The 18,881-nt window shown below is 66.3% G+C and carries 19 protein-coding genes; 8 read left to right on the plus strand and 11 right to left on the minus strand.

The annotated features are described in order from the left end of the window. Nucleotides 1-131: 131 nt before the first annotated feature. The 5 genes from rpsA (at nucleotide 132) to AUL28_RS00290 (ending at nucleotide 4,944) form a co-directional block, all read left to right on the plus strand. The gene (gene rpsA, locus AUL28_RS00270) at nucleotides 132-1,829 is read left to right on the plus strand and encodes a 30S ribosomal protein S1 (protein ID WP_058598855.1); all 1,698 of its coding nucleotides are present in this window, start codon (nucleotides 132-134) and stop codon (nucleotides 1,827-1,829) included. A gap of 103 nt (nucleotides 1,830-1,932) precedes the next feature. Continuing rightward, nucleotides 1,933-3,327 (plus strand): helix-turn-helix transcriptional regulator, encoded by a 1,395-nt coding sequence (locus tag AUL28_RS00275; RefSeq protein ID WP_156419844.1) that lies wholly within the window; start codon nucleotides 1,933-1,935, stop codon nucleotides 3,325-3,327. 121 nt (nucleotides 3,328-3,448) lie between these two features. After that, nucleotides 3,449-3,769, plus strand: coding sequence for a helix-turn-helix transcriptional regulator (locus AUL28_RS00280; protein WP_058636910.1), 321 nt, complete (start codon nucleotides 3,449-3,451; stop codon nucleotides 3,767-3,769). Nucleotides 3,770-3,976: 207 nt separating this feature from the next. Then, a complete protein-coding gene (locus AUL28_RS00285) occupies nucleotides 3,977-4,279 on the plus strand; it encodes a hypothetical protein (RefSeq protein ID WP_062219729.1) in 303 nt (100 codons plus the stop codon). A 77-nt stretch (nucleotides 4,280-4,356) separates the two neighbouring features. After that, on the plus strand, nucleotides 4,357-4,944 hold the full coding sequence (locus tag AUL28_RS00290) for a GNAT family N-acetyltransferase (RefSeq protein WP_062230140.1): 588 nt from the start codon (nucleotides 4,357-4,359) through the stop codon (nucleotides 4,942-4,944). A gap of 12 nt (nucleotides 4,945-4,956) precedes the next feature. Here AUL28_RS00290 and AUL28_RS00295 read toward each other — a convergent pair whose 3' ends face one another. Then, entirely contained in the window at nucleotides 4,957-5,691 is a 735-nt protein-coding gene (locus tag AUL28_RS00295; protein ID WP_062230306.1) for an AraC family transcriptional regulator, read from the minus strand. A gap of 518 nt (nucleotides 5,692-6,209) precedes the next feature. Here AUL28_RS00295 and AUL28_RS00300 point away from each other — a divergent pair. Together AUL28_RS00300 and AUL28_RS00305 are read left to right on the plus strand one after the other, a co-directional pair. Continuing rightward, entirely contained in the window at nucleotides 6,210-7,121 is a 912-nt protein-coding gene (locus tag AUL28_RS00300; protein WP_062230142.1) for a DMT family transporter, read from the plus strand. A 143-nt stretch (nucleotides 7,122-7,264) separates the two neighbouring features. Further along, nucleotides 7,265-7,927, plus strand: a complete 663-nt coding sequence (locus tag AUL28_RS00305) for an OmpA family protein (protein ID WP_058598861.1) — start codon at nucleotides 7,265-7,267, stop codon at nucleotides 7,925-7,927. 97 nt (nucleotides 7,928-8,024) lie between these two features. Here AUL28_RS00305 and AUL28_RS00310 read toward each other — a convergent pair whose 3' ends face one another. From AUL28_RS00310 to AUL28_RS00320, 3 genes are all read right to left on the minus strand, one after another. Further along, entirely contained in the window at nucleotides 8,025-8,870 is an 846-nt protein-coding gene (locus AUL28_RS00310; RefSeq protein ID WP_082640138.1) for an MBL fold metallo-hydrolase, read from the minus strand. Nucleotides 8,871-8,975: 105 nt separating this feature from the next. Further along, nucleotides 8,976-10,196, minus strand: a complete 1,221-nt coding sequence (locus AUL28_RS00315) for an MFS transporter (RefSeq protein WP_082640139.1) — start codon at nucleotides 10,194-10,196, stop codon at nucleotides 8,976-8,978. A 268-nt stretch (nucleotides 10,197-10,464) separates the two neighbouring features. Beyond that, on the minus strand, nucleotides 10,465-11,325 hold the full coding sequence (locus AUL28_RS00320) for an SDR family oxidoreductase (RefSeq protein ID WP_202814869.1): 861 nt from the start codon (nucleotides 11,323-11,325) through the stop codon (nucleotides 10,465-10,467). 73 nt (nucleotides 11,326-11,398) lie between these two features. On the opposite strand from AUL28_RS00320, the gene AUL28_RS00325 reads away from it, so the two are divergent. Continuing rightward, nucleotides 11,399-11,803: a winged helix-turn-helix transcriptional regulator gene (locus tag AUL28_RS00325; RefSeq protein WP_062230143.1), complete on the plus strand. Its 405-nt coding sequence runs from the start codon at nucleotides 11,399-11,401 to the stop codon at nucleotides 11,801-11,803. On the opposite strand, the gene AUL28_RS00330 is transcribed toward AUL28_RS00325, so the two are convergent. Genes AUL28_RS00330 through AUL28_RS00360 form a run of 7 tightly spaced genes read right to left on the minus strand, consistent with a single transcriptional unit; the run spans nucleotide 11,800 to nucleotide 18,870 of the window. Then, entirely contained in the window at nucleotides 11,800-12,828 is a 1,029-nt protein-coding gene (locus tag AUL28_RS00330; protein ID WP_062230146.1) for a trans-3-hydroxy-L-proline dehydratase, read from the minus strand. The two genes, AUL28_RS00325 and AUL28_RS00330, sit on opposite strands and share 4 nt — an antisense overlap. A gap of 13 nt (nucleotides 12,829-12,841) precedes the next feature. After that, entirely contained in the window at nucleotides 12,842-14,527 is a 1,686-nt protein-coding gene (gene lhpI, locus AUL28_RS00335) for a cis-3-hydroxy-L-proline dehydratase (protein WP_062230149.1), read from the minus strand. Then, on the minus strand, nucleotides 14,524-15,525 hold the full coding sequence (locus AUL28_RS00340; protein WP_062230151.1) for a 4-hydroxyproline epimerase: 1,002 nt from the start codon (nucleotides 15,523-15,525) through the stop codon (nucleotides 14,524-14,526). The genes lhpI and AUL28_RS00340 overlap by 4 nt, the downstream gene beginning before the upstream one ends. A 45-nt stretch (nucleotides 15,526-15,570) precedes the next feature. Next, nucleotides 15,571-16,824: an NAD(P)/FAD-dependent oxidoreductase gene (locus tag AUL28_RS00345; protein ID WP_062230153.1), complete on the minus strand. Its 1,254-nt coding sequence runs from the start codon at nucleotides 16,822-16,824 to the stop codon at nucleotides 15,571-15,573. A gap of 1 nt (nucleotide 16,825) precedes the next feature. Then, a complete protein-coding gene (locus AUL28_RS00350) occupies nucleotides 16,826-17,548 on the minus strand; it encodes an amino acid ABC transporter ATP-binding protein (protein WP_062230156.1) in 723 nt (240 codons plus the stop codon). Continuing rightward, nucleotides 17,541-18,194 carry an amino acid ABC transporter permease gene (locus tag AUL28_RS00355; protein WP_062230157.1) on the minus strand — a complete coding sequence of 218 codons (654 nt, stop codon included), beginning with the start codon at nucleotides 18,192-18,194 and terminating at the stop codon, nucleotides 17,541-17,543. Before AUL28_RS00355 ends, AUL28_RS00350 begins: the two co-directional genes overlap by 8 nt. Nucleotides 18,195-18,204: 10 nt before the next feature. After that, nucleotides 18,205-18,870 carry an amino acid ABC transporter permease gene (locus AUL28_RS00360; protein WP_058598869.1) on the minus strand — a complete coding sequence of 222 codons (666 nt, stop codon included), beginning with the start codon at nucleotides 18,868-18,870 and terminating at the stop codon, nucleotides 18,205-18,207. Between the last annotated feature and the right edge of the window lie 11 nt (nucleotides 18,871-18,881).

An 18,881-nucleotide genomic window follows, 5' to 3' on the forward strand; every position in this document is an offset into this window, starting at 1 on the left:
ACGGGCCTGGCCCGTCAGCCTCGATGATCGATCCAGAGCGGATCGGCACCGGGGCGGGACCGCCAGCGGTACACGAAACGCGAACCCCGGCGCGCCGCTCCTCTCACGGAGAGGAGCCTCAAGGAGAACGAATGTCCAACGCAGCAGTCTCGCGCGACGATTTCGCCGCGCTTCTCGAAGCCTCGTTCCACGATCAGGATATCGCCGAAGGTTCGGTTGTCCGCGGAACGGTCGTCGCGATCGAGAAGGACATGGCCGTCATCGATGCCGGCCTCAAGGTCGAGGGCCGCGTCGCCCTCAAGGAATTCGGCGGCAAGAGCGGCACCGAGCTCAAGGTCGGCGACACGGTCGAAGTCTATGTCGAGCGTATCGAGAACGCCCTCGGTGAAGCCGTTCTGTCGCGCGACAAGGCTCGCCGCGAAGAGAGCTGGGTCAAGCTCGAAGTCAAGTTCAACGCCGGCGAGAAGGTCGAAGGTCAGATCTTCAACCAGGTCAAGGGCGGCTTCACGGTCGACCTCGACGGCGCCGTGGCCTTCCTGCCCCGTTCGCAGGTGGACATTCGTCCGATCCGCGACGTCGGCCCGCTGATGAACACCCCGCAGCCGTTCCAGATCCTCAAGATGGACAAGCGCCGCGGCAACATCGTCGTCTCGCGCCGCACGGTTCTCGAAGAGTCGCGCGCCGAGCAGCGCTCCGAGATCGTCCAGAACCTCGAAGAGGGTCAGGTCGTCGAGGGCGTGGTCAAGAACATCACCGATTACGGTGCGTTCGTCGACCTCGGCGGCATCGACGGTCTGCTCCATGTCACCGACATGGCGTGGCGCCGCGTCAACCACCCGACCGAAATCCTGCAGATCGGCCAGACCGTCAAGGTCCAGATCATCCGCATCAACCAGGAAACCCACCGCATCTCGCTCGGCATGAAGCAGCTCGAGGCGGATCCTTGGGAAGGCATCGGCGTCAAGTACCCGATGGGCGTGAAGGTCTCCGGCCGCGTCACCAACATCACCGACTACGGCGCCTTCGTCGAACTGGAGCCGGGCATCGAAGGCCTGATCCACGTTTCCGAAATGTCGTGGACCAAGAAGAACGTCCATCCGGGCAAGATCCTTTCGACCTCGCAGGAAGTCGAAGTGGTCGTACTGGAAGTCGATCCGGTCAAGCGCCGCATCTCGCTCGGCCTCAAGCAGACGCTCCAGAACCCCTGGGAAGCGTTCCGCGACCAGTTCCCGGTCGGCACGATCGTCGAGGGCGAGGTCAAGAACAAGACCGAGTTCGGCCTCTTCATCGGTCTGGACGGCGACGTGGACGGCATGGTCCACCTGTCGGATCTCGACTGGAACCGTCCGGGCGAGCAGGTCATCGACGAGTACAACAAGGGCGACATGGTCAAGGCGCAGGTTCTTGACGTGGACGTCGAGAAGGAGCGCATCTCGCTCGGCATCAAGCAGGTCGGCGGCGACACGTTCACCGCTGTGGCCGAGAGCGGCGACATGCGTCGCGGCTCGGTGGTCACCTGCGAAGTGACGGCCGTCAACGAGGGTGGCATCGAAGTCCAGATCGCCGATACCGATCTGACCAGCTTCATCCGCCGCAGCGACCTCGGCCGCGATCGCGACGATCAGCGTCCGGAGAAGTTCTCGGTCGGCCAGAAGGTGGATGCTCGCATCACCCAGTTCGACAAGAAGGCCCGTCGCATCGCCGTCTCGATCAAGGCGATGCAGATCGCCGAAGAGAAGGAAGCCGTGGCGCAGTACGGCTCGACCGACTCCGGCTCCTCGCTCGGCGACATTCTCGCCGCCGCGATGAAGAACCGCGAAGAGCAGTAATCATAAGGCAAGGGCCGCCCACCGGCGGCCCGGCCCGATCGAACGCTGAGCCCGCGCCGAGAGATCGGCGCGGGCTTTTTCGTGGCCACCCCTGAATGATCAGGTGACGGGGCCACGATCGTGCCGACGCGAAGAATGGATCAGTTCGATTTCGAATACCATCCGCGATGGAATCTTCGAGCATCCTTTCTCTGGTGAGTTGCATTCCTGCTCCATCGGGACGACACTGACGCAGGGGCGCGTAAGCAAAACCCCACCCATGCCCGAACGCAATGCGCAGCGCGACCGAAGGGGGATCGGTCGTTTCTGTAACGATCGATCGTTCACCTTAAGGAAATTCATGGCGAGCCATGACGACAGGGAGGACGATCTTCACGATCTGATCGTGGAGGCGTCCGGGAGGCCCGAACTCTGGGACGAGGTTCTGACGGCTTTGATCGAGCAGTTCGGATCACACGCCGGCGCGCTTTATCTTCATTATAATTCCGGCGCTACGCGATCAGCCCCGGTCGTAACAGAGGTCATTCCCTTCCAGGGCTATGGTGCGGGTATGCTCGAACGCTACAACGAGCACTACCACGCCTTGAACCCATTCCATGCCAATGGTTCGCTCTTCACACCCGGCCGTGCCCTCACCGAAGCCAATCTGAAGGAAATCTCGCGAGACTTCGACATCGCCGAAACGGAGTTCTTCGTCGATTGGTGCCGCCCGCAGAACTTCTACTATACGATGGGGGAAATCCTTTTGAAGGATGATACGCCCCTAACCCTTTGGTTGAACCGGGGCCAGCGCTCGCGAGCCTATGGTTTGGATGAGCAGCGGCGTTTCCACCGCCTGTCGCGCAGCGTACTCTCGGCCATTCGCACAGCCGAGCGCCTCGGCGAGGCGCAAGCGGAACTCGCGCTGGCTCATCGAGCTCTGGAAATCCAAAGGGTGGCGGTGCTCACGCTCGACCGCGCGATGAAGCTCCGCGATGCCAATGCGCTGGCCGAGGAGGTGCTGCGCCGCGAGGATGGATTGAGGTCCCGTCAGGGCCATATCGAGCCGACGGACCCGAAAGACGCCATCGCGTTTCGCCAGGCTGTTCATCGGGTCACGATGCCGCTCCATGGCTTGGCCTCACCCGACACCAGCTTGACGATCCGCAGACCAAACAATCAGTTTCCCTATCAGGTTTTCGTAGCGGCAACCCGTGGCCGGAAAGCACTCCTAAGGTTTTCTTCGGCGGAGACGGCCGTTTTGACCTTCCGGGCCACATCACGAAATTGTGCTCCTGATCTCTCCTCGTTCGGGGCGCACTTCCACCTGACGCCCTCCGAACTGCGTTTGGCGGAAGCTTTGCGGGATGGCGCTCCTCTTCCCGTAGCGGCCAAGGCGTTGGGTATCGGCTACGAGACCGCGCGTAGCCAACTCAAGGCTGTTTTCGCCAAGACGGGAACACAACGACAGGCCGAACTAACGCTAATCATAAGCCTATGGTTGAATTCCGGAACGTAGAGAAAACTCAAAGCTCAACCATGAACAACATTTCACCCGATTGGGTGACGACGCATTCACCTCCGGCGTGCACAACATGTTATAGTTCTTTTCCGATAGTTACATATGTAAGGACGCCATAATGGATGCCGCCCCCAACGATGAACAGAGGGTTGCCTTCACCCGTCGCAAGGTTGAACATCGAAAGACCTTTGAAACGTTTCAAATCGATGAGGGATTTGCTCGAAAGCTGCGCGCGTTCGGCGACCGTTACCAGTTGACCATGGCGGAGCTTCGGCTCGTGATCGTCCTGCAGGAAGGGCGTGGCCTGAAAGCGGCGGCCCGGCGCATCGGCGTCGGCTACGAAACCGTCCGCACGCAGGTCAAATCCGTTTTCATCAAAACCGGAACCAAGCGACAAGCGGACGTCGTGACGCTGCTCGCGTCCTTTTCGGAAAGCTGAGCGCTCCTTTCGCCCTTCACGCTCATACGCCGCCTGTTTCGCATGCCGATCGCCGAGCCGGCGGCCTGCGACCTTTTGGACTTTCAACTTGAAGGCGCGGCTTCATTTCTGCAAGTTACACTTACGATTAGCAAAGGACCGATCGCTATGATTCCGTGGCGCTGCGTTCCAATCCGTCTTTCTTTCTCGTGAAGCGAGCCGAAGAGCATGTCACCCCGTCTGGACGATAGACCCCATGTCCTCGGATCGGCCGCCTCGACGCCGAAACTCGGATCCCAAGCGAAGCAGGGTGAGGCGCGGCCGCGCGACCCCCTGGCCGAGGGCGAGCCGCTGGAGCGCTCGCCTTGGCATGTCAGCCTGTTTCTTCGCCGCTTCCTTCTGGCGCTCGCCGTCGGACTGCCGGCCATCTTCCTCGTGTCGGACAGTTGGGGCGAAGCCTTTCTGCTGAGTGCCGTGTTCGTGGTTGCGCTTCAGGCGATCTATCTGGTTCTGGCCTTCCTGTTCATCTGACCCGCTTTGGGCTTGTCGGCGCTGTCAGCCTGTGCGACCTGCGCTCATCGAGCCGCAGTCGAGGGAGCGCCACAGGCATGGAACGGTTTCACGAGATCGGACGCGGCAAGATCGCCGCCATCGCGACCTCGCTCGAGATGCGGCAGCGGCCGCCCTTGCGGCCCGCACCCGAAGCGCTGATAGGCGAAATCGTCCCCTGGACGCAGCCCGATACCGACACCTATCTCGCCCTTTACCGCAAGGTCGGCGCCCCGCATCTCTGGTTCTCGCGCCTCTATATGAGCCAAGCCGAACTCGATGCCGTGCTCCAGAACACGGCGACAGCGATCTTCTCCTGGCGTGTGGCGGGCGAGGACGAGGGGCTTCTGGAACTCGACTTTTCCGAGCCGGAGAGCTGCGAGATCAAATATTTCGGTGTCTCCGAGAGCCAGCAGGGAACGGGCGCGGCGCGCGCGCTGATGAACCACGCGATCGAGACCGCCTTTGCCCGGCCCGTGCAGCGTCTCTGGCTGCACACGAACACGATCGACCACCCCCGCGCCCTCGCCTTCTACCAGCGCAGCGGCTTCGTCCCCATCGGCCAAAGCCTGGAGATCGCCGACGATCCGCGCCTCAACGGCGCGCTCCCGCGCGATGCCGCGCCTCATGTCCCGATCTTCGACTGATCATTCTGTTCATCAGGCTTTGGCTGCCGCGCGATAACAGGCGGGCGTCAAGCCCGTCTCGGCCTTGAAGACACGCGTCAGGTGGCTCTGGCTGGTGAAGCCGCAGGCGAAGGCGATGTCGGCGATCGCGCCCGCGCCCGCAAGGAGGTGCCGCGCCCGTTCCACCCGCCGCCGGCGAACATAGGAATGGGGTGAAACGCCGAAGCTTTCGCGGAACATGCGCTGGAAGTGGAAGGCGCTGAGCCCGGCCGCGTCGGCCAGATCGTCCAGTCGCAGCGCATCCTCCAGCCCCGCCTCGACATGATCCGCCACGCGCCGGCGGAGATGCGGTGCGAGGCCGCCTTTCAAACACGGTCGCGCCCCCACACCGGCCGACAGGCAGAGGCCCAGCGCTTCGCCCATCGCTTCCTCGGCCGCCAGAGATTCGCCAGAGCGGACCGCGCCTGCCAGACGCTCCATGGCCAGTGCCAGACGCGGCTGTTCGGAAAAGGTCGCCTCCGGCAGAACCATCAGCCGCGCATCGCGCTCGAACGCTTCGGCAAAGTAGCGGCGCGCCTCCGCGTCCGGCAGATAGAGATGGACGAATTCGAACGTGTCGGAAATCTCCCATTCCGAGGAATGGCCCTGCGGCAGGACGCAGACCGCGCCTGGCCGACCACTTGCCATCTGACGGCCGAGACGGCGCGTCCCCTCGCCGCCCCTCAGATAGAGGCTGATCGTATGTCCCTGCGGCCGCTCATAGTGCACGCGGTCGCGCGCATTGGTCCAGATCGCAGCCGACCGCCCCGAGCCCAGATCGAGCCGATGCGTCGCGCGGGCGCTGGGCGAGGCCGAAAGCGCGTCGAACACGGAAGGCGGGGCGGAGAGCGACATGGAAGGTGTCCGGGCGATCCCCTCCTGAAGGGGCTTTAGCGCCGATCTTGCGCGCGAGCAGCGGGTTTTCGCAAGCTCGTTCCACCGCAAGAAACGGCAAGAGCGTCGAGTGCGGAGCGCGTAAAGGAGATGGCGAATGAAAGCGCCGAACGATCGCCCGCGTGTGAACGGACAAGGGGGGACGAGCGGCGGCGAGGTTGAGCCGGGGCCGAGCGGGGCCGTGCCGTCCTACACGAACGGGCAGGCATGGGCTGCGTGCGGAACCGGTTCCAGCCTGATGACGCGGGCGGCCAGTCTCGCCGCGTGGCAGGCGCCCCCCGCACCCGTCAACCCGCCCTGCGAACCACGCGGCTCCTTGGGACGCTCCCATTCTTTGCGACCGGAGACGCACCATGAACGCCGCGCTTTTTCTCTCCACCGTCCTGATCTGGGGCACGACCTGGATCGCCATCGCCTTTCAGGTCGGGCCGGTGCCCGTGCCGGTCTCCGTCTTCTATCGCTTCGCGCTGGCCGGGCTCATCCTTCTGGCCGTCCTGGCCGCCATGCGCAGGCTGACGATCCCCAAGCGGCGCGATCAGCCCTTCGTCCTTCTCCAGGCGCTTTGCCTCTTCAGCTGCAACTTCCTCTGCTTCTACAAGGCGGCGGCTTACCTGCCCTCGGGGCTGATCTCGGTGATCTTCTCGCTGGCGACGGTCTATAACGCCGTGAACGCGCGGCTCTTCTTCGGTGACCCGATCACGCCCCGTGCGCTGCTCGCGGCGGGTCTCGGCGCATCCGGCCTTCTCGTTCTGTTCGGGCCGGACATTTTCGTGAGCTTCGATGCCGAGACGCTGAAGGGCGTCGGCCTCGCCGCGATCGGCACGCTGTTCTTCTCCTTCGGCAATATGGCGTCGCGGCGAAACAGCGCGGCAGGCCTTGCCCCGGTCACCGCCAATGCCTGGGGCATGACCTATGGCGCGCTGATTCTGCTTGCCCTCGTGGCTCTGACGGGCACCCCGCTCATCGCCCCGCCTGACAGCCGCTATGTCGCGGCGCTGGCCTATCTCGCCGTGATCGGTTCCGTGATCGGCTTCACGACCTATCTCATGCTGGTCGCGCGCATCGGCTCGGCGCGGGCGGCCTATGCCACCGTCTTGTTTCCGATCGTCGCGCTGACGCTCTCCAGCGTCTTCGAGTCCTATCACTGGACGCTGACGAGCCTGATCGGCCTCGCGCTGACGCTCGCCGGCAATGCCGTGATCTTCTCCGGGCCGAAGGTTTCCGCGCCCGTTTCGCCCCCATCCCCTCGGGCAAAACTCGCTTGATGGAGCCTGTGACGCTTCGGCCACGCCTGTGGAAAAACCGGAGCGTCAGCCCCAATCAAGCCCAGACTGTTTTCTAGCGCATTCCGAACGATCCTGACGGGCGCCCGTAGAATGGCCCCGACCATCGGAAGGCTGGAATTTCCATGAAGAAGCTTCTCCTCGTGCTCGCCGCCGGCTCCCTCCTCGCCGGCTGCACCACCGATCCCTATACCGGCGAGCAGAAGCTCTCCAACACGGCCGGGGGTCTGGGCATTGGCGCGGGCGCCGGCGCGCTCGGCGGCTATCTCGTCGGCCGCGCGACAGGCACCGATCCCGGCCGCGCCGCGCTGATCGGGGCCGGCATCGGCGCCATCGGCGGCGGCGGCATCGGCGCCTATATGGACCGCCAGGAGGCGGACCTGCGCGCCCAGCTCCAGGGCACCGGCGTCTCGGTCACGCGCAATGGCGACCAGATCATCCTGAATATGCCCTCCAACATCACCTTCGACACGAACCAGGATCAGGTGCGCTCGCAGTTCTACCCGACGCTTCAGTCGGTCGCGATCGTGCTCAACAAGTATGATCAGTCGATCGTGGATGTGGCCGGCAACACGGACAATGTCGGCAACCAGAGCTACAATTTCGCCCTGTCGCAGCGCCGCGCCGGCTCGGTCGCGCAGTTCCTCCAGAGCCAGGGCGTCAACCCGCGCCGCCTGAACGTGCAGGGCTACGGCATGTCGCGCCCGGTCGCCTCCAACCAGACGGAAGCAGGCCGCGCCCAGAACCGCCGCGTCGAAATCTCCATCTCGCCGCTCCGCGCTGGCTAAGTCCAAGTCTTGGCCTTGGACGGGCGATTCCGCCCGCTGCCTCGATCCCGAAGGGCCGTCCGTCAGGGCGGCCCTTTTTTCATGCGCGCGTCAGGCGTCAAAGGGCCGTTCGCCGCGCCTCGGGCGGCGCGATCGCGTCGAACCGATCGGCCAGTTGGTCCAGCGCCTCGCGCATCGCAGCGCCTGCCAGGGCCCGCCCATGGCCGGTGACGATCAGCTCCGGCCGCAGCGCCGCGATCTTGCGCACCGAGTCCCGCGCGGCCGTCCAGTCCGGCGTGAAGTAGCGCGGCGGCCCGTGCATCTCGAGCGCCTGCACCGCCACCTCATAGGCCGATTCCTGCCCCGTCGAGATCACGGCATCGCCCGCGATCAGCGTCCGGTCCTCGTCGCGGAAGAGCGAGACATGGCCGGGTGTGTGACCCGGCGTGTGGAGCCAGCGCCAGCCCGGCAGAGGAGGTACGCTGCCATCATCCGGCAACAAACGAAGGTGGCGGGAGATATCGACCGGCGAGCGCGGGAAGAGCGGCGCGAGCTTCGGCATGATCCCGCCATCGGCGCTCGTATCCGGCGGTGGATAGCTTTCGCGCCCGGTCAGGAACGGCGCTTCGAGCGGATGGGCGAAGACCGGCGCGTCCCATTCGGCGGCGAGATCCTCGAGCGCGCCGATATGGTCGAAATGCCCGTGGGTCTGAAGGATGGCGGCGGGCCGCGCCCCTTCCCCGAAGCGCGCGGCGGCGGCCTCCTTGATCTGCCCCTTGGTGCCGATGATGCCGCAATCGATCAGCACCCAGGCTCGGTCGCCCGCCTCGGGCAGGCCGACAAAGGCGACGTTGACGAGGATGGTTCTGAGATAGGCGAGGTCGGGGCGCACCTCGCGCACGTCGTTCGCCAGCACCCGTTCGGGCGCGCGCGCTTCCTCGCCAAGCGGTATTTGGACGGCCATGCCGGGTCTCTCCGTTCGAGGGATGACCCCAGCGCAACGAGAGCCGCCGCTCCTTCGCTCCCGCCCGAGACCGGCTGATCCCTCAGCCGGCCAACGGAAGACGCCTCAAGCCTCCATGGTCCCGCGCTTGTCGGCGCGGTGGCTGATGATCGCGATGAGGCACGCGAGGCCGGCCAGAATGGCCGAGGCCACCGGCAGCATGGCGTAGGAAATGCCGTAGGCGATCAGCATGGCCCCGATCCAGGCGCCGAACGCGTTGCCGAGGTTGAAGGCGCTCTGGTTCACGGTGGAGGCGAGATTGCGCGCGCCCTTTGCCGTCGCCACGATCCGCATCTGGATGGGCGAGGCCAGCCCGAAGACCAGCGCGCCCCAGATCAGAAGCAGCGTCAGCATGGGCACCGTGTCGGCCGCCCAGAAATGCATGGCGACGAGAACGAGGCTCATGGCGGCGAACATGCCGATAATGGCAGGCATCAGCTTCCAGTCGCCCAGCCGCGCGCCAATGACGTTGCCGAAGGTCATGCCGACGCCGAAGATCAGGAGGAGATAGGGCACGCGCTCGGGCGCGATGCCCGTCACCTCCGAGAGAAGCGGCGAGATATAGGTGTAGAGCGTGAAGAGCGCGCTGGAGGCGAGCACGCTAAGGCTCATGGCCATGAGCACTGGCCCCCGGCCGAGCGCGCGCAACTCGTCCTTGAAGCGCACACCGGAGCGCGGATGGCTTTGCGGGGCGAAGAGAAAGAGCGCCAGCGAGGTGAGAAGAGCCAGCGCCGTCACGATGAAGAAGGGCGCGCGCCAGCCATATTCCTGGCCGATAAAGGTGCCCAGCGGCACGCCGAAGACATTGGCGAGCGTCATGCCGACGAACATCATGGCGATGGCCTGCGCCTCGCGCCCCGGCCGGGCGATCTCGGTGGCCAGCACCGCGCCGATGCCGAAGAACGTGCCATGCGCCAGCGCCGTGAAGACGCGCGCAGCCATGAGCAGGCCATAGGTCGGGCTGAGCGCGCAGGCGAGATTGCCGATCACGAAGACCATCGACAGGAGAATCAGCGCCCGCCGCCGCTCCCAGCGCGAGGTAAGAACAGCCAGCAGCGGCGCGCCGAAGACGACGCCGAGCGCATAGCCCGTCACGAGAAGTCCGGCCTGCGGGATGGTGACTTGGAGATCGTTGGCCATGTTGGGCAGAAGGCCCATGATGCCGAACTCGCCGCAGCCGATGGTGAAGGAGCCGAGCGAAAGGGCGGCGAGCGTCAGGCCCGCGCGCGGCGCGGGAGAAGCCGCCGCGCCGCCCTCCCGCACGGAGGAGGGAACGGAAAGGTCCATGAAATGCCGCCTGATAGGGTTCGCGTCTCTCAGCGACACCATGGCGTCGCCGCCTTGACGACCCCGAAAATTGCAAGCCTGCCATGCAGATAGGACGTGGCGGAGCTAAAACTTCGCCAACCTTACCAAAGAGGCGATATGAGCACCGCTGGATCGAAGCCGGAGAACGGAGCACCCACGCCTGCGGCGATCCGTCGCCCCATTGTTTCACGTGAAACCCTTCGCGGCGGGCGCGGCGCGAGGATGTCGCCTCGCGCCACGCCTGATATCACGCAGCCTGCCGCAACGCTTCCGCCACGCTGGCGGAGAGCGGCGTGGTCGGGCGGCCGATGAGGCGCGACAAGACGCGCCCGTCATCGAACAGCGCACCCTCTGCCGCCTTGGCGTCGTAGCTCGCGAAAGCCTCTGCCATCGCGGCAGGCAGCCCCGCGCCGGTCAGGGCGCCGGCATAATTGGCCTCCGGCATGTCGATATAGGGAATGCTGCGCCCCGACTGGCGGGACAGCTCGGCCGTGAGGTCGCTGAGCGTATAGGCTTCGTCGCCGGCGAGTTCATAGACCTGCCCTTGGTGGCCGCTTTCGGTCAGCACCACGGCTGCCGCCTCGGCATAATCCCGCCGCGCCGCCGAGGAAATGCGCCCCTCGCCTGCGCTGCCGATGAAGGCGCCATGGGCCAGCGCCGGGGGCACGGAGGCCATGTAGTTTTCGGTGTACCAGCCATTGCGTAGGATCGTGTGGTGGATGCCGGAATCCCGCAGCGCCGCTTCCGTCGCCAGATGCTCGGCCGCCAGCGACAGGGCCGAGCGGTCGGCATGGAGCAGGCTCGTATAGACGATATGGCCGACACCGGCCGCCTTGGCCGCCGCGATCACCGCGCGATGCTGCGCCTCGCGCTGGCCAACCTCGCTGGAGGATATCAGCAGCAGCGTGGACACGCCCGCCAGCGCCGGGGCCAGCGTCGACGGGTCGCTGTAGTCGAAGCGCCGCGCCTCGATGCCGGCCTCGGTCAGCTTCTCGGGCGAGCGCGCGAGGGCGAGCACCGTCTCGTTCGGGCGGCGGGCGGCGAGGTCTTGAAGGACGAGGCGTCCGAGCGCGCCGGTGGCGCCGGTGATGGCAATGCTCACGATCAATCTCCTTGCTGGATCGATCGCCAAGACCTAAACAGGATGCTTACGAAAGATAAGTACGCACAAAAAGGTTCGTATGGAAATTTCCTCCGAGGCCGGCTCCACCCTGTCCGACAGGATCAGGCGCGGCGATGTCCTGGCCGCCGCCTGCCCGTCCCGCGCGGTGCTCCGTCATCTCACCAGCCAATGGGGCGTTCTGATTCTGATCGTTCTGGAAGAAGGCACGTTCCGCTTCAGCACGCTGCGCCGCCGGATCGACGGCGTGAGCGAGCGGATGCTGGCCCAGACCCTAAAGGCGCTGGAAGGCGACGGCCTGGTGCGCCGCACGTCCTTCGACACGGTGCCCCCGCATGTCGAATATTCGCTGACGGATCTGGGCCGTCAGGCCGCCCGGCGCGTTCGCGATCTGGTGGACTGGGTGGAAACCAGTCTGCCCGCGATCCTCGGCGCGCGGGATGAGTCGGGGCGGCGAAGCGCCTAGCGCGCGCCCCACGTATCCGTCAGGCGATAGCCTTCCGGCCAGGGGTCGGCGGGGTCGAGCATGTGCTGGTGGATGCCCGTGATCCAGCCGCGCCCGGAAATCTCCGGCCGGATGGCGGGTCGGCCGCCCACCTGTGCCGGACCCAGAATGCGGCCCGTGAAGGTCGAGCCGATCAGCGACACGGCGGTGAGGCTATCCGCTTCCGTCATTTCTCCCCGCGCGTGGAGCACGGCCATGCGGGCCGAGAGCGCGGTGCCGGTGGGCGAGCGATCCACCTTGCCGGGTCGGATGGCGACCGCCGCGCCCGCGCGCAGGCCCTCCGCCGTCCGCTCCACGCGCCCGGCAAAGAGGCAGAAGGAGAAATGCCGCCAGTCCGGGTTCTCCGGGTGGTGGAAGCCGAGCTGTTCGTCGGCGGCCTTTGTGATGCGCACGCCGAGCCGCGCGATCTCGTGCGCTTCCTCGGGCACCAGCTTGAAACCCAGGGCCTCGGCATCCACGATCACGAAACTGTCGCCGCCATAGGCGGTATCGACGCGGAGCGTACCCAAGCCCGGCACGTCGAGCGAAGCGTCCAGCTTGTCGGCGAAGCTCGGCAGGTTTTCCACGAAGATGCGCTGCGCCTTGCCGTCCCGGCACTCGGCGCGCACGGGGACGAGCCCGCCCGGCGCTTCCAGCAACAGGCGCGTTTCGGGCTCGGTCATGGGAATGATGCCGCCGTCGAGCAGCACGGTCGCCACGCAGATCGAGTTGGAGCCCGACATGGGCGGCGTGTCCTCCGGCTCCATGATGATGAAGGCGGCATCCGCCTCAGGGTTCTTCGGGGGAACGAGCAAGTTCACATGGCGGAAGACGCCGCCGCGCGGCTCGTTCAGCACGAAATTGCGCAAGCTGTTGTCGCTGGCGATGAAGCGGCTCTGCGCCCAGAGCGTGTCGCCCGGCGGAGGCGCGACGCCGCCGACGATCACGTCGCCGACCTCTCCTTCGGCATGGGCCGAGATGACGTGAACCGTCTTGATGCTGCGCATCGCTTCGCTCCCCTCAATTCAACCAAGCCGGCAGGCGCGGCAGGGCGCGGCCGGTCAGCGCGGCTTCGACGCAGTCTTGCAACGTGCCGAGTCGGACGGTGCAGCCCGACAGGCCCGGCCCGTAATGGGCGTATTTGCCGGAATCCGTCAGCACCACTTTCGCCCGCTCGGGAAAGACCGGCCGCGAAATCGAGCACCAGCAGAGATCGGGCAGGACCTCGACGCCGCTCGACGCGAGCCGCGCCAGCGTGCCGTCGGCGCGGGCGGCCGCGATCGTGTCGCGCCCGGCCGTGACGATCACCGACACACCGTCCGCGCGCTGCCGCCCGTCCAGCGCTTCGGCCAAGGTGCGGCACTCATTGATCGAAGCATGAGGGCTGCCGAGCGCGACGAGATCGATTGTGGCCGGGCCGCCATTCAGGCGCTCCCAGGCTGTCGCCAGATCGGCGCGGGTGATGGTGAGGTGATCGGCTTCGGGCAGCGCGGCACCCTCGGCCTCGGGCGTCACGCCTTCCACATGCAGCATGGGCGCGGCGGATGTCGTGCCGAAGGCGGCGCAAAGCGCCTTCAGATCGTCCGGCGTCGGCGCAAGAGATGCAAGGCCCGTCAGGAGGGGAATGCGGTCGGGCGAGGCGAGCCCCGCGAGATAGCCGACCACGGGCCAGAATGCCCCGCCCGCCCCATCCGGCGCGTCCACATGGAGAACCCGGCGGGCGCGGCGATGCTCGCGGAGGTAGACCCCTGAGAGTGGCGCGCGGCCGGTCAGCGCGATGCAGAGATCGAGAAAGTCCGGGTGCTTGGCCGTGCGCGCGCCGAGCACCGAGTTGGCATAGATCACGGCGTTGGATTCCGACCAGCCGATGGCCTCGCCCTCCTCCGGCGCATCGGGCAGCAGATAGGGCGCGCAGGTGAAGCTCGCTCTAGCCCCCATGCGCACATAGGCGTCGGCGAGGCGCGCGGCGGGCAAGCCGAAGGCATCGGGCACGCCCTGCCGCTGCCAGTTCTCGCGGTCCACCGAAATGGCGTTCATCGTGGTGGGGATGGCAACGCGCGCGCCAAGCGCTTCCATCTTTTCGGCAAAGGTCAGGTTGGCGGGGCTGGCATAGATGCAGCCGTCGATATGGGCGCGCGAGACATTCGTGAGCGCCTCGGCCCCCTGCTGGCGCGCCACCGCGCAGAGAATGCGCATGGCCTGCCGCGCCGCCTCGCCCCGCTCGCCCGCCAAGCAGGATCGGTCATGGTCGCTGAGGGTGAGGTCCGCGGCGGACAAAGGCTCGACCGCAAGGCGAAGCCCCTCGGCCTCGATGCCCTCCGGTCCGAGCCGCGCGCACGAGGCTTTCGCGAGAGCCGCGAAATTGGCCTCGGACAGGCGGAACACCGGTAGCGATCGGCCGAACAGTTCGCCCGCCACCAGCGCGCCCAGCGTCAGCACGTCCTCCGACCCGGAGAACACCAGCGCCGCCGGGGCGCGCCCTTCCAGCACGAGATCGAGAAGCACGCCGGAGCCGGTGCAGGAGCCCCGGCTGGTCGGCATCATCAGGACCGCGCCAGACACTGAGGCGCCATGGGCGGGATGATGGACGTCGATGATGCGGCCCGTCGCCGGGTCCACCCCGCCCCAGAAGCTCAAAGGCTCGGAGAGCGCCAGGACCGGGCCGTCCGCCCGGCCGTCGAGGATGGCGAGGGCCGCGCCGCTCATTTCACCACGAAGCCATGCGCGAACGGATCGCGATCGTCGATGAAGATCGTGTTGATGCCCGTCTGGCGCGCCCAGCCAGCGATGGAGGGGATGATGGCCGGGCGGTTGGCGACCGTCACCGCCGCCTCGACCCGGCCCTTGAACAGCGAGCCGATGATGGATTCGTGGACGAACTCGTCGCCGACTTGGAGCTTGCCCTTGGCCGCCAGTTGCGCCATGCGCGCCGAGGTGCCGGTGCCGCACGGTGAGCGGTCGATCGCCTTTTCGCCGTAGAACACGGCGTTGCGCGCGTGCGCGCCCTCGACCGTCGGCACGCCCGTCCACTGGATATGGCTGAGGCCCTGAATCTCCGGGTGCTCGGGATGGACGAACTCATACTTGGCATTGAGCGCTGCGCGGAGCTTGGGCGAGAAGCCGACCAGCTCGCCGGCCGTAAAATCGGCCATGTCCCGGAAGTTCTTCTGCGGCTCGACGATGGCGTAGAAATTGCCGCCATAGGCGACATCCACCACGATCTCGCCCAGCCCCTCGACCTCGGCCGTGAGCCCTTCGGCATAAAGGAAGCCCGGCACGTTGGTGAGGCGCACCTCCTCCACGAAGCGGCCTTCCTGTCGGTAGGTGATATCCACCTTGCCGGCGGGCGCGTCGATGGAGAGCTTGCCGGGTTCGCGCGGCTGGATCAGCCCGTTCTCGATCGCCATGGTGATCGTGCCGATCGTGCCGTGGCCGCACATGGGCAGGCAGCCGGACGTCTCGATGAAGAGCACGGCGACGTCGCAATCGGGCCGCGTCGGCGGATAAAGGATCGAGCCCGACATCATGTCGTGGCCGCGCGGCTCGAACATCAGCCCGGTGCGGATCCAGTCGAACTCGGCCAGGAAATGCGCGCGCTTCTCCAGCATGGTCTCGCCCTTGAGAAGCGGACCGCCGCCCGACACGAGGCGGACGGGATTGCCGCAGGTGTGACCGTCGAGACAGGAAAACGTATGGTTGGCCATGGGCCGGACCTCAATCGATAATGTGTCGGGCGCGCCGCGCGCGGATCAGAAGCGTTGCGGCGAAAAGGGTGTCGGATCGATGACGGACGGACGCCCCGAGACGAGATCGGCCACCAGCCGCGCCGTGCCGGCCGACTGGGTAAGGCCAAGATGGCCGTGGCCGAAGGCGTAGGTAACGTGCCGCGAAGCGCGCGCCGGCCCGATGGCGGGCAGCGAGTCCGGCAGCGACGGGCGGAAGCCCATCCATTGCTGTCCGCCCTCCGTCCGCAAGCCGGGCAGGAACTGCTTGGCCTTGGCGAGCATGGCCTCGGAGCGCTTGAAGTTCGGCGGTAGCGATAGACCGCCGAGTTCCACCGCGCCGCCGACGCGCACGCCGGAGGACAGGCGCGTCACGACAAAGCCATGGCCGCCGAAGGTGATTTGCGTGCGCAGGTCGAACGCGCCCGCCGGCAGCGTCGTGTTGTAGCCGCGCTCGGTTTCCAGCGGGATGCGCTCGCCGAGCGTCTGCGCGATGCGATGCGAGAAGGCCCCGGCCGCGACCACCACATGGCCGGCGCGCTTCGTGCCGCCTTCGGTCTCGATCGCGACGCCAGCCGCGTCGGGTTTCACCGCCGAAACGCTCGCGCGCTCGATCACGCCGCCGCCCGCCCGAAACCGTTCGGCCAGCGCCAGCACGTAGTCCTTGGGATCGGCGATGGAGAACCAGCCGGGCGTGAACGTGCCATGCGTGAAGCGCGGTGACAGGCCGGGTTGGATCGCCGCCATCTCGGCGGCCTTCATATGCCGGAATTCGATGCCGTGCTTGGCCCGCGCGTCCCAGCCGGGCTGCGAGGCATCCAGTTCGGCTCGGGATTCATAGACCTGGAGATTGCCCTCCTTGCGCAGCATCCCAAGTGTGCCCGTCGCCTCCAGAAAGGGCTCCAGCTCGGCCTTGGAGAAATCCATCAGCGCGGTCTGCGCCGCGGTTGCGGCCTCCACGCGGTCCGGCTGGCAGGCGCGCCAGAAGCGCAGCATCCAGGGTGTGATCTCCAGCGCATAGCGCGGCGGCACGCTGAGCGGCCCGAGCGGGTCAAGCAGCCAGCGCGGGGCCTTCTTGAGGATGCCGGGCGAGGCGAGCGGCAGAATGTCGGTGAAGGCGAAGGCACCTGCATTGCCGGCCGAAGCGCCGGCCGCCGGCCCCTCGCGGTCGAGAACCGTGACGCTGAGGCCCCGCGCTTGAAGCGCCAGCGCGATCGACAGGCCGATGACGCCCGCACCGATGACCGCGACGTCCGGCTGGGCGGAAGAAGGCTGGCTCATGTCAGTGCGTCGCCGCCAGGAAGGTCTGCGTTTCCGGGTTCTTCGGTGCGCCGAACAGCTCTTCGGGCGGCGCGATTTCGGCCATGACGCCCTTGTGGAAGAAGGCGACTCGGTCCGACACTTCGCGCGCGAACTTCATCTCGTGCGTGACGCAGATCATGGTCATGCCTTCGGAGGCGAGCATCCGCAGCGTATCGAGCACCTCGCCGACCAGCATCGGGTCGAGCGCCGAGGTCACCTCGTCGAACAGCATATATTCCGGGCTCATGGCGAGGGCGCGGGCGATCGCCATGCGCTGCTGCTGGCCGCCCGAGAGACGGCCGGGATAGACCTTGAGCTTGTCGCCCAGACCCACATGGCCGAGCTGCTTGACCGCAATGGCCTCGGCCTCGGCCTTGGAGAGGCCCAGAACCTTGCGCGGCGCGAGCATGACGTTCTCGATGACGGTCAGATGCGGGAAGGCGTTCCACTGCTGAAACACGATACCGACCTTCTGGCGCAGCTTGTCGAGATTGGTGCTCCTGGCGTGAACCTCGGTGCCGTCGATATGGATGGAGCCGGAATCGATCGGCTCCAGCCCGTTGATGCAGGTGAGAAGCGTCGACTTGCCCGAACCCGAGCCGCCGATGATGGTCAGCACCTCGCCCTTGGCGACGGTGAGGTCGATGCCCTTCAGCACTTCCAGCGGGCCGAAGGATTTGCGCACGTTCCGGATCTCAATCATGGGGAGACCAGCGCCTTTCGAGATAGGCCCCGAGCCGAGCGACCGGGAAGCTCAGGAGGAAGTAGATGAGGCCGCAGATCATGAGGATGAACAGCGGTTCCTGAAGGCGGGTGACGAGGATCTGCGAGGCGCGCAGAAGCTCGATCAGGCCGAGCCAGAGCACCAGCGCCGAATCCTTCATGACGCCGAGCGTCAGCCCGATCCAGGAGGGCAGCGCGACACGGGTGGCCAGCGGCGCGACGATATAGCGAAGGTCCTGCCCCCAGGTCATGCCCAGCGAGCGCGCCGCGCGGCGCGTGGTGGGCGGCACGGCTGCCATGGCCCCGCGCACGATCTCAGTGCAATAGGCCGCCGCATAGAGCGAGAGCACGACGCAGGAGGTCGTGAAGGGCGGCCAGCCGAGCTTGGCGATGGACTGGAAAGCATTGGCCAGCACGAGCTGGATCAGGAGCGGCACGGAGCGGAAGATGTCGAGGACGAAGGTCAGCGGCGCGAACCAGATGGCTCCCAGCTGAAAGCGCAGGACGCCGAACAGGATGCCGAGCAGCGTGCCCGCCGTGACGGCGACGCCGGTGACGGCCAGCGTCATGCCCGCGCCTTGGGCGAGAAAAAGGAGGTCGTTGAGGGTCAGAGCCGTATCGAACATGGCGCGACCCTCAGGACCGGAACAGGCGCCAGGCGACGAGGCGCGCGGCGAGCGTCACGGCCTTGGCGATGACGTAATAGATGACGGCGGCGATGGCGAAGAACTCGAAGGTGCGGAAGGAGCGCGCGTTCAGCTCCTGCGTGATGCCGGCGAGATCGGTGTTCATGCCGACGGTGACGCCGAGCGAGGTCATGAGAATGGCCCAGACCATCTGATTGGTGATCGGCAGGAAGGCGATGCGCAGCATCTGCGGCAGGACGATGAAGCGGAAGGCCTGAAGCGAACTCATGCCCAGCGAGCGCCCGGCGCGGGCCTGCGTCTCGGGGATCGCCTTCAGCGCGCCCCGGAAATTCTCGGCGAGATAGCCGGCATTGTTGAAGGCGATGCCGGCGAGCAGCGAGAGATAGGGGCTGAGATGGATGCCGAAGGCCCCGAGGCCGAAATGCGCCATGTAGATCTGGAAGAGCGCGGGCGTGTTGCGCGCCACTTCCACCCAGGTCGTCGCGAAGCCCTTGAGGATGCGGCTGTCGGAGCGGCGAAACAGGGTCAGCAGAATGGCGAAGGCGAGGCCGATCGCCATGGACAGGAGCGCCACCTGAAGCGTGACGAGCGCGCCGTCCAGCATCTGCGGCAGGGCCTTGAGGGCCTGATTCCATCGAAACGAATAGTTGAACATGGCCGTCGCGC

Source organism: Aureimonas sp. N4, assembly GCF_001463925.1.
Lineage (GTDB): Bacteria > Pseudomonadota > Alphaproteobacteria > Rhizobiales > Rhizobiaceae > Aureimonas > Aureimonas ureilytica_A.

Bases quoted from the DNA above. Each gene is read 5' to 3' on its own strand.
- rpsA (WP_058598855.1), top strand. From the start codon at position 132: ATGTCCAACGCAGCAGTCTCGCGCGACGATTTCGCCGCGCTTCTCGAA.
- AUL28_RS00280 (WP_058636910.1), top strand. From the start codon at position 3,449: ATGGATGCCGCCCCCAACGATGAACAGAGGGTTGCCTTCACCCGTCGC.
- AUL28_RS00285 (WP_062219729.1), top strand. From the start codon at position 3,977: ATGTCACCCCGTCTGGACGATAGACCCCATGTCCTCGGATCGGCCGCC.
- AUL28_RS00290 (WP_062230140.1), top strand. From the start codon at position 4,357: ATGGAACGGTTTCACGAGATCGGACGCGGCAAGATCGCCGCCATCGCG.
- AUL28_RS00300 (WP_062230142.1), top strand. From the start codon at position 6,210: ATGAACGCCGCGCTTTTTCTCTCCACCGTCCTGATCTGGGGCACGACC.
- AUL28_RS00305 (WP_058598861.1), top strand. From the start codon at position 7,265: ATGAAGAAGCTTCTCCTCGTGCTCGCCGCCGGCTCCCTCCTCGCCGGC.
- AUL28_RS00310 (WP_082640138.1), bottom strand. From the start codon at position 8,870: ATGGCCGTCCAAATACCGCTTGGCGAGGAAGCGCGCGCGCCCGAACGG.
- AUL28_RS00315 (WP_082640139.1), bottom strand. From the start codon at position 10,196: ATGGACCTTTCCGTTCCCTCCTCCGTGCGGGAGGGCGGCGCGGCGGCT.
- AUL28_RS00325 (WP_062230143.1), top strand. From the start codon at position 11,399: ATGGAAATTTCCTCCGAGGCCGGCTCCACCCTGTCCGACAGGATCAGG.
- AUL28_RS00330 (WP_062230146.1), bottom strand. From the start codon at position 12,828: ATGCGCAGCATCAAGACGGTTCACGTCATCTCGGCCCATGCCGAAGGA.
- lhpI (WP_062230149.1), bottom strand. From the start codon at position 14,527: ATGAGCGGCGCGGCCCTCGCCATCCTCGACGGCCGGGCGGACGGCCCG.
- AUL28_RS00340 (WP_062230151.1), bottom strand. From the start codon at position 15,525: ATGGCCAACCATACGTTTTCCTGTCTCGACGGTCACACCTGCGGCAAT.
- AUL28_RS00345 (WP_062230153.1), bottom strand. From the start codon at position 16,824: ATGAGCCAGCCTTCTTCCGCCCAGCCGGACGTCGCGGTCATCGGTGCG.
- AUL28_RS00350 (WP_062230156.1), bottom strand. From the start codon at position 17,548: ATGATTGAGATCCGGAACGTGCGCAAATCCTTCGGCCCGCTGGAAGTG.
- AUL28_RS00355 (WP_062230157.1), bottom strand. From the start codon at position 18,194: ATGTTCGATACGGCTCTGACCCTCAACGACCTCCTTTTTCTCGCCCAA.
- AUL28_RS00360 (WP_058598869.1), bottom strand. From the start codon at position 18,870: ATGTTCAACTATTCGTTTCGATGGAATCAGGCCCTCAAGGCCCTGCCG.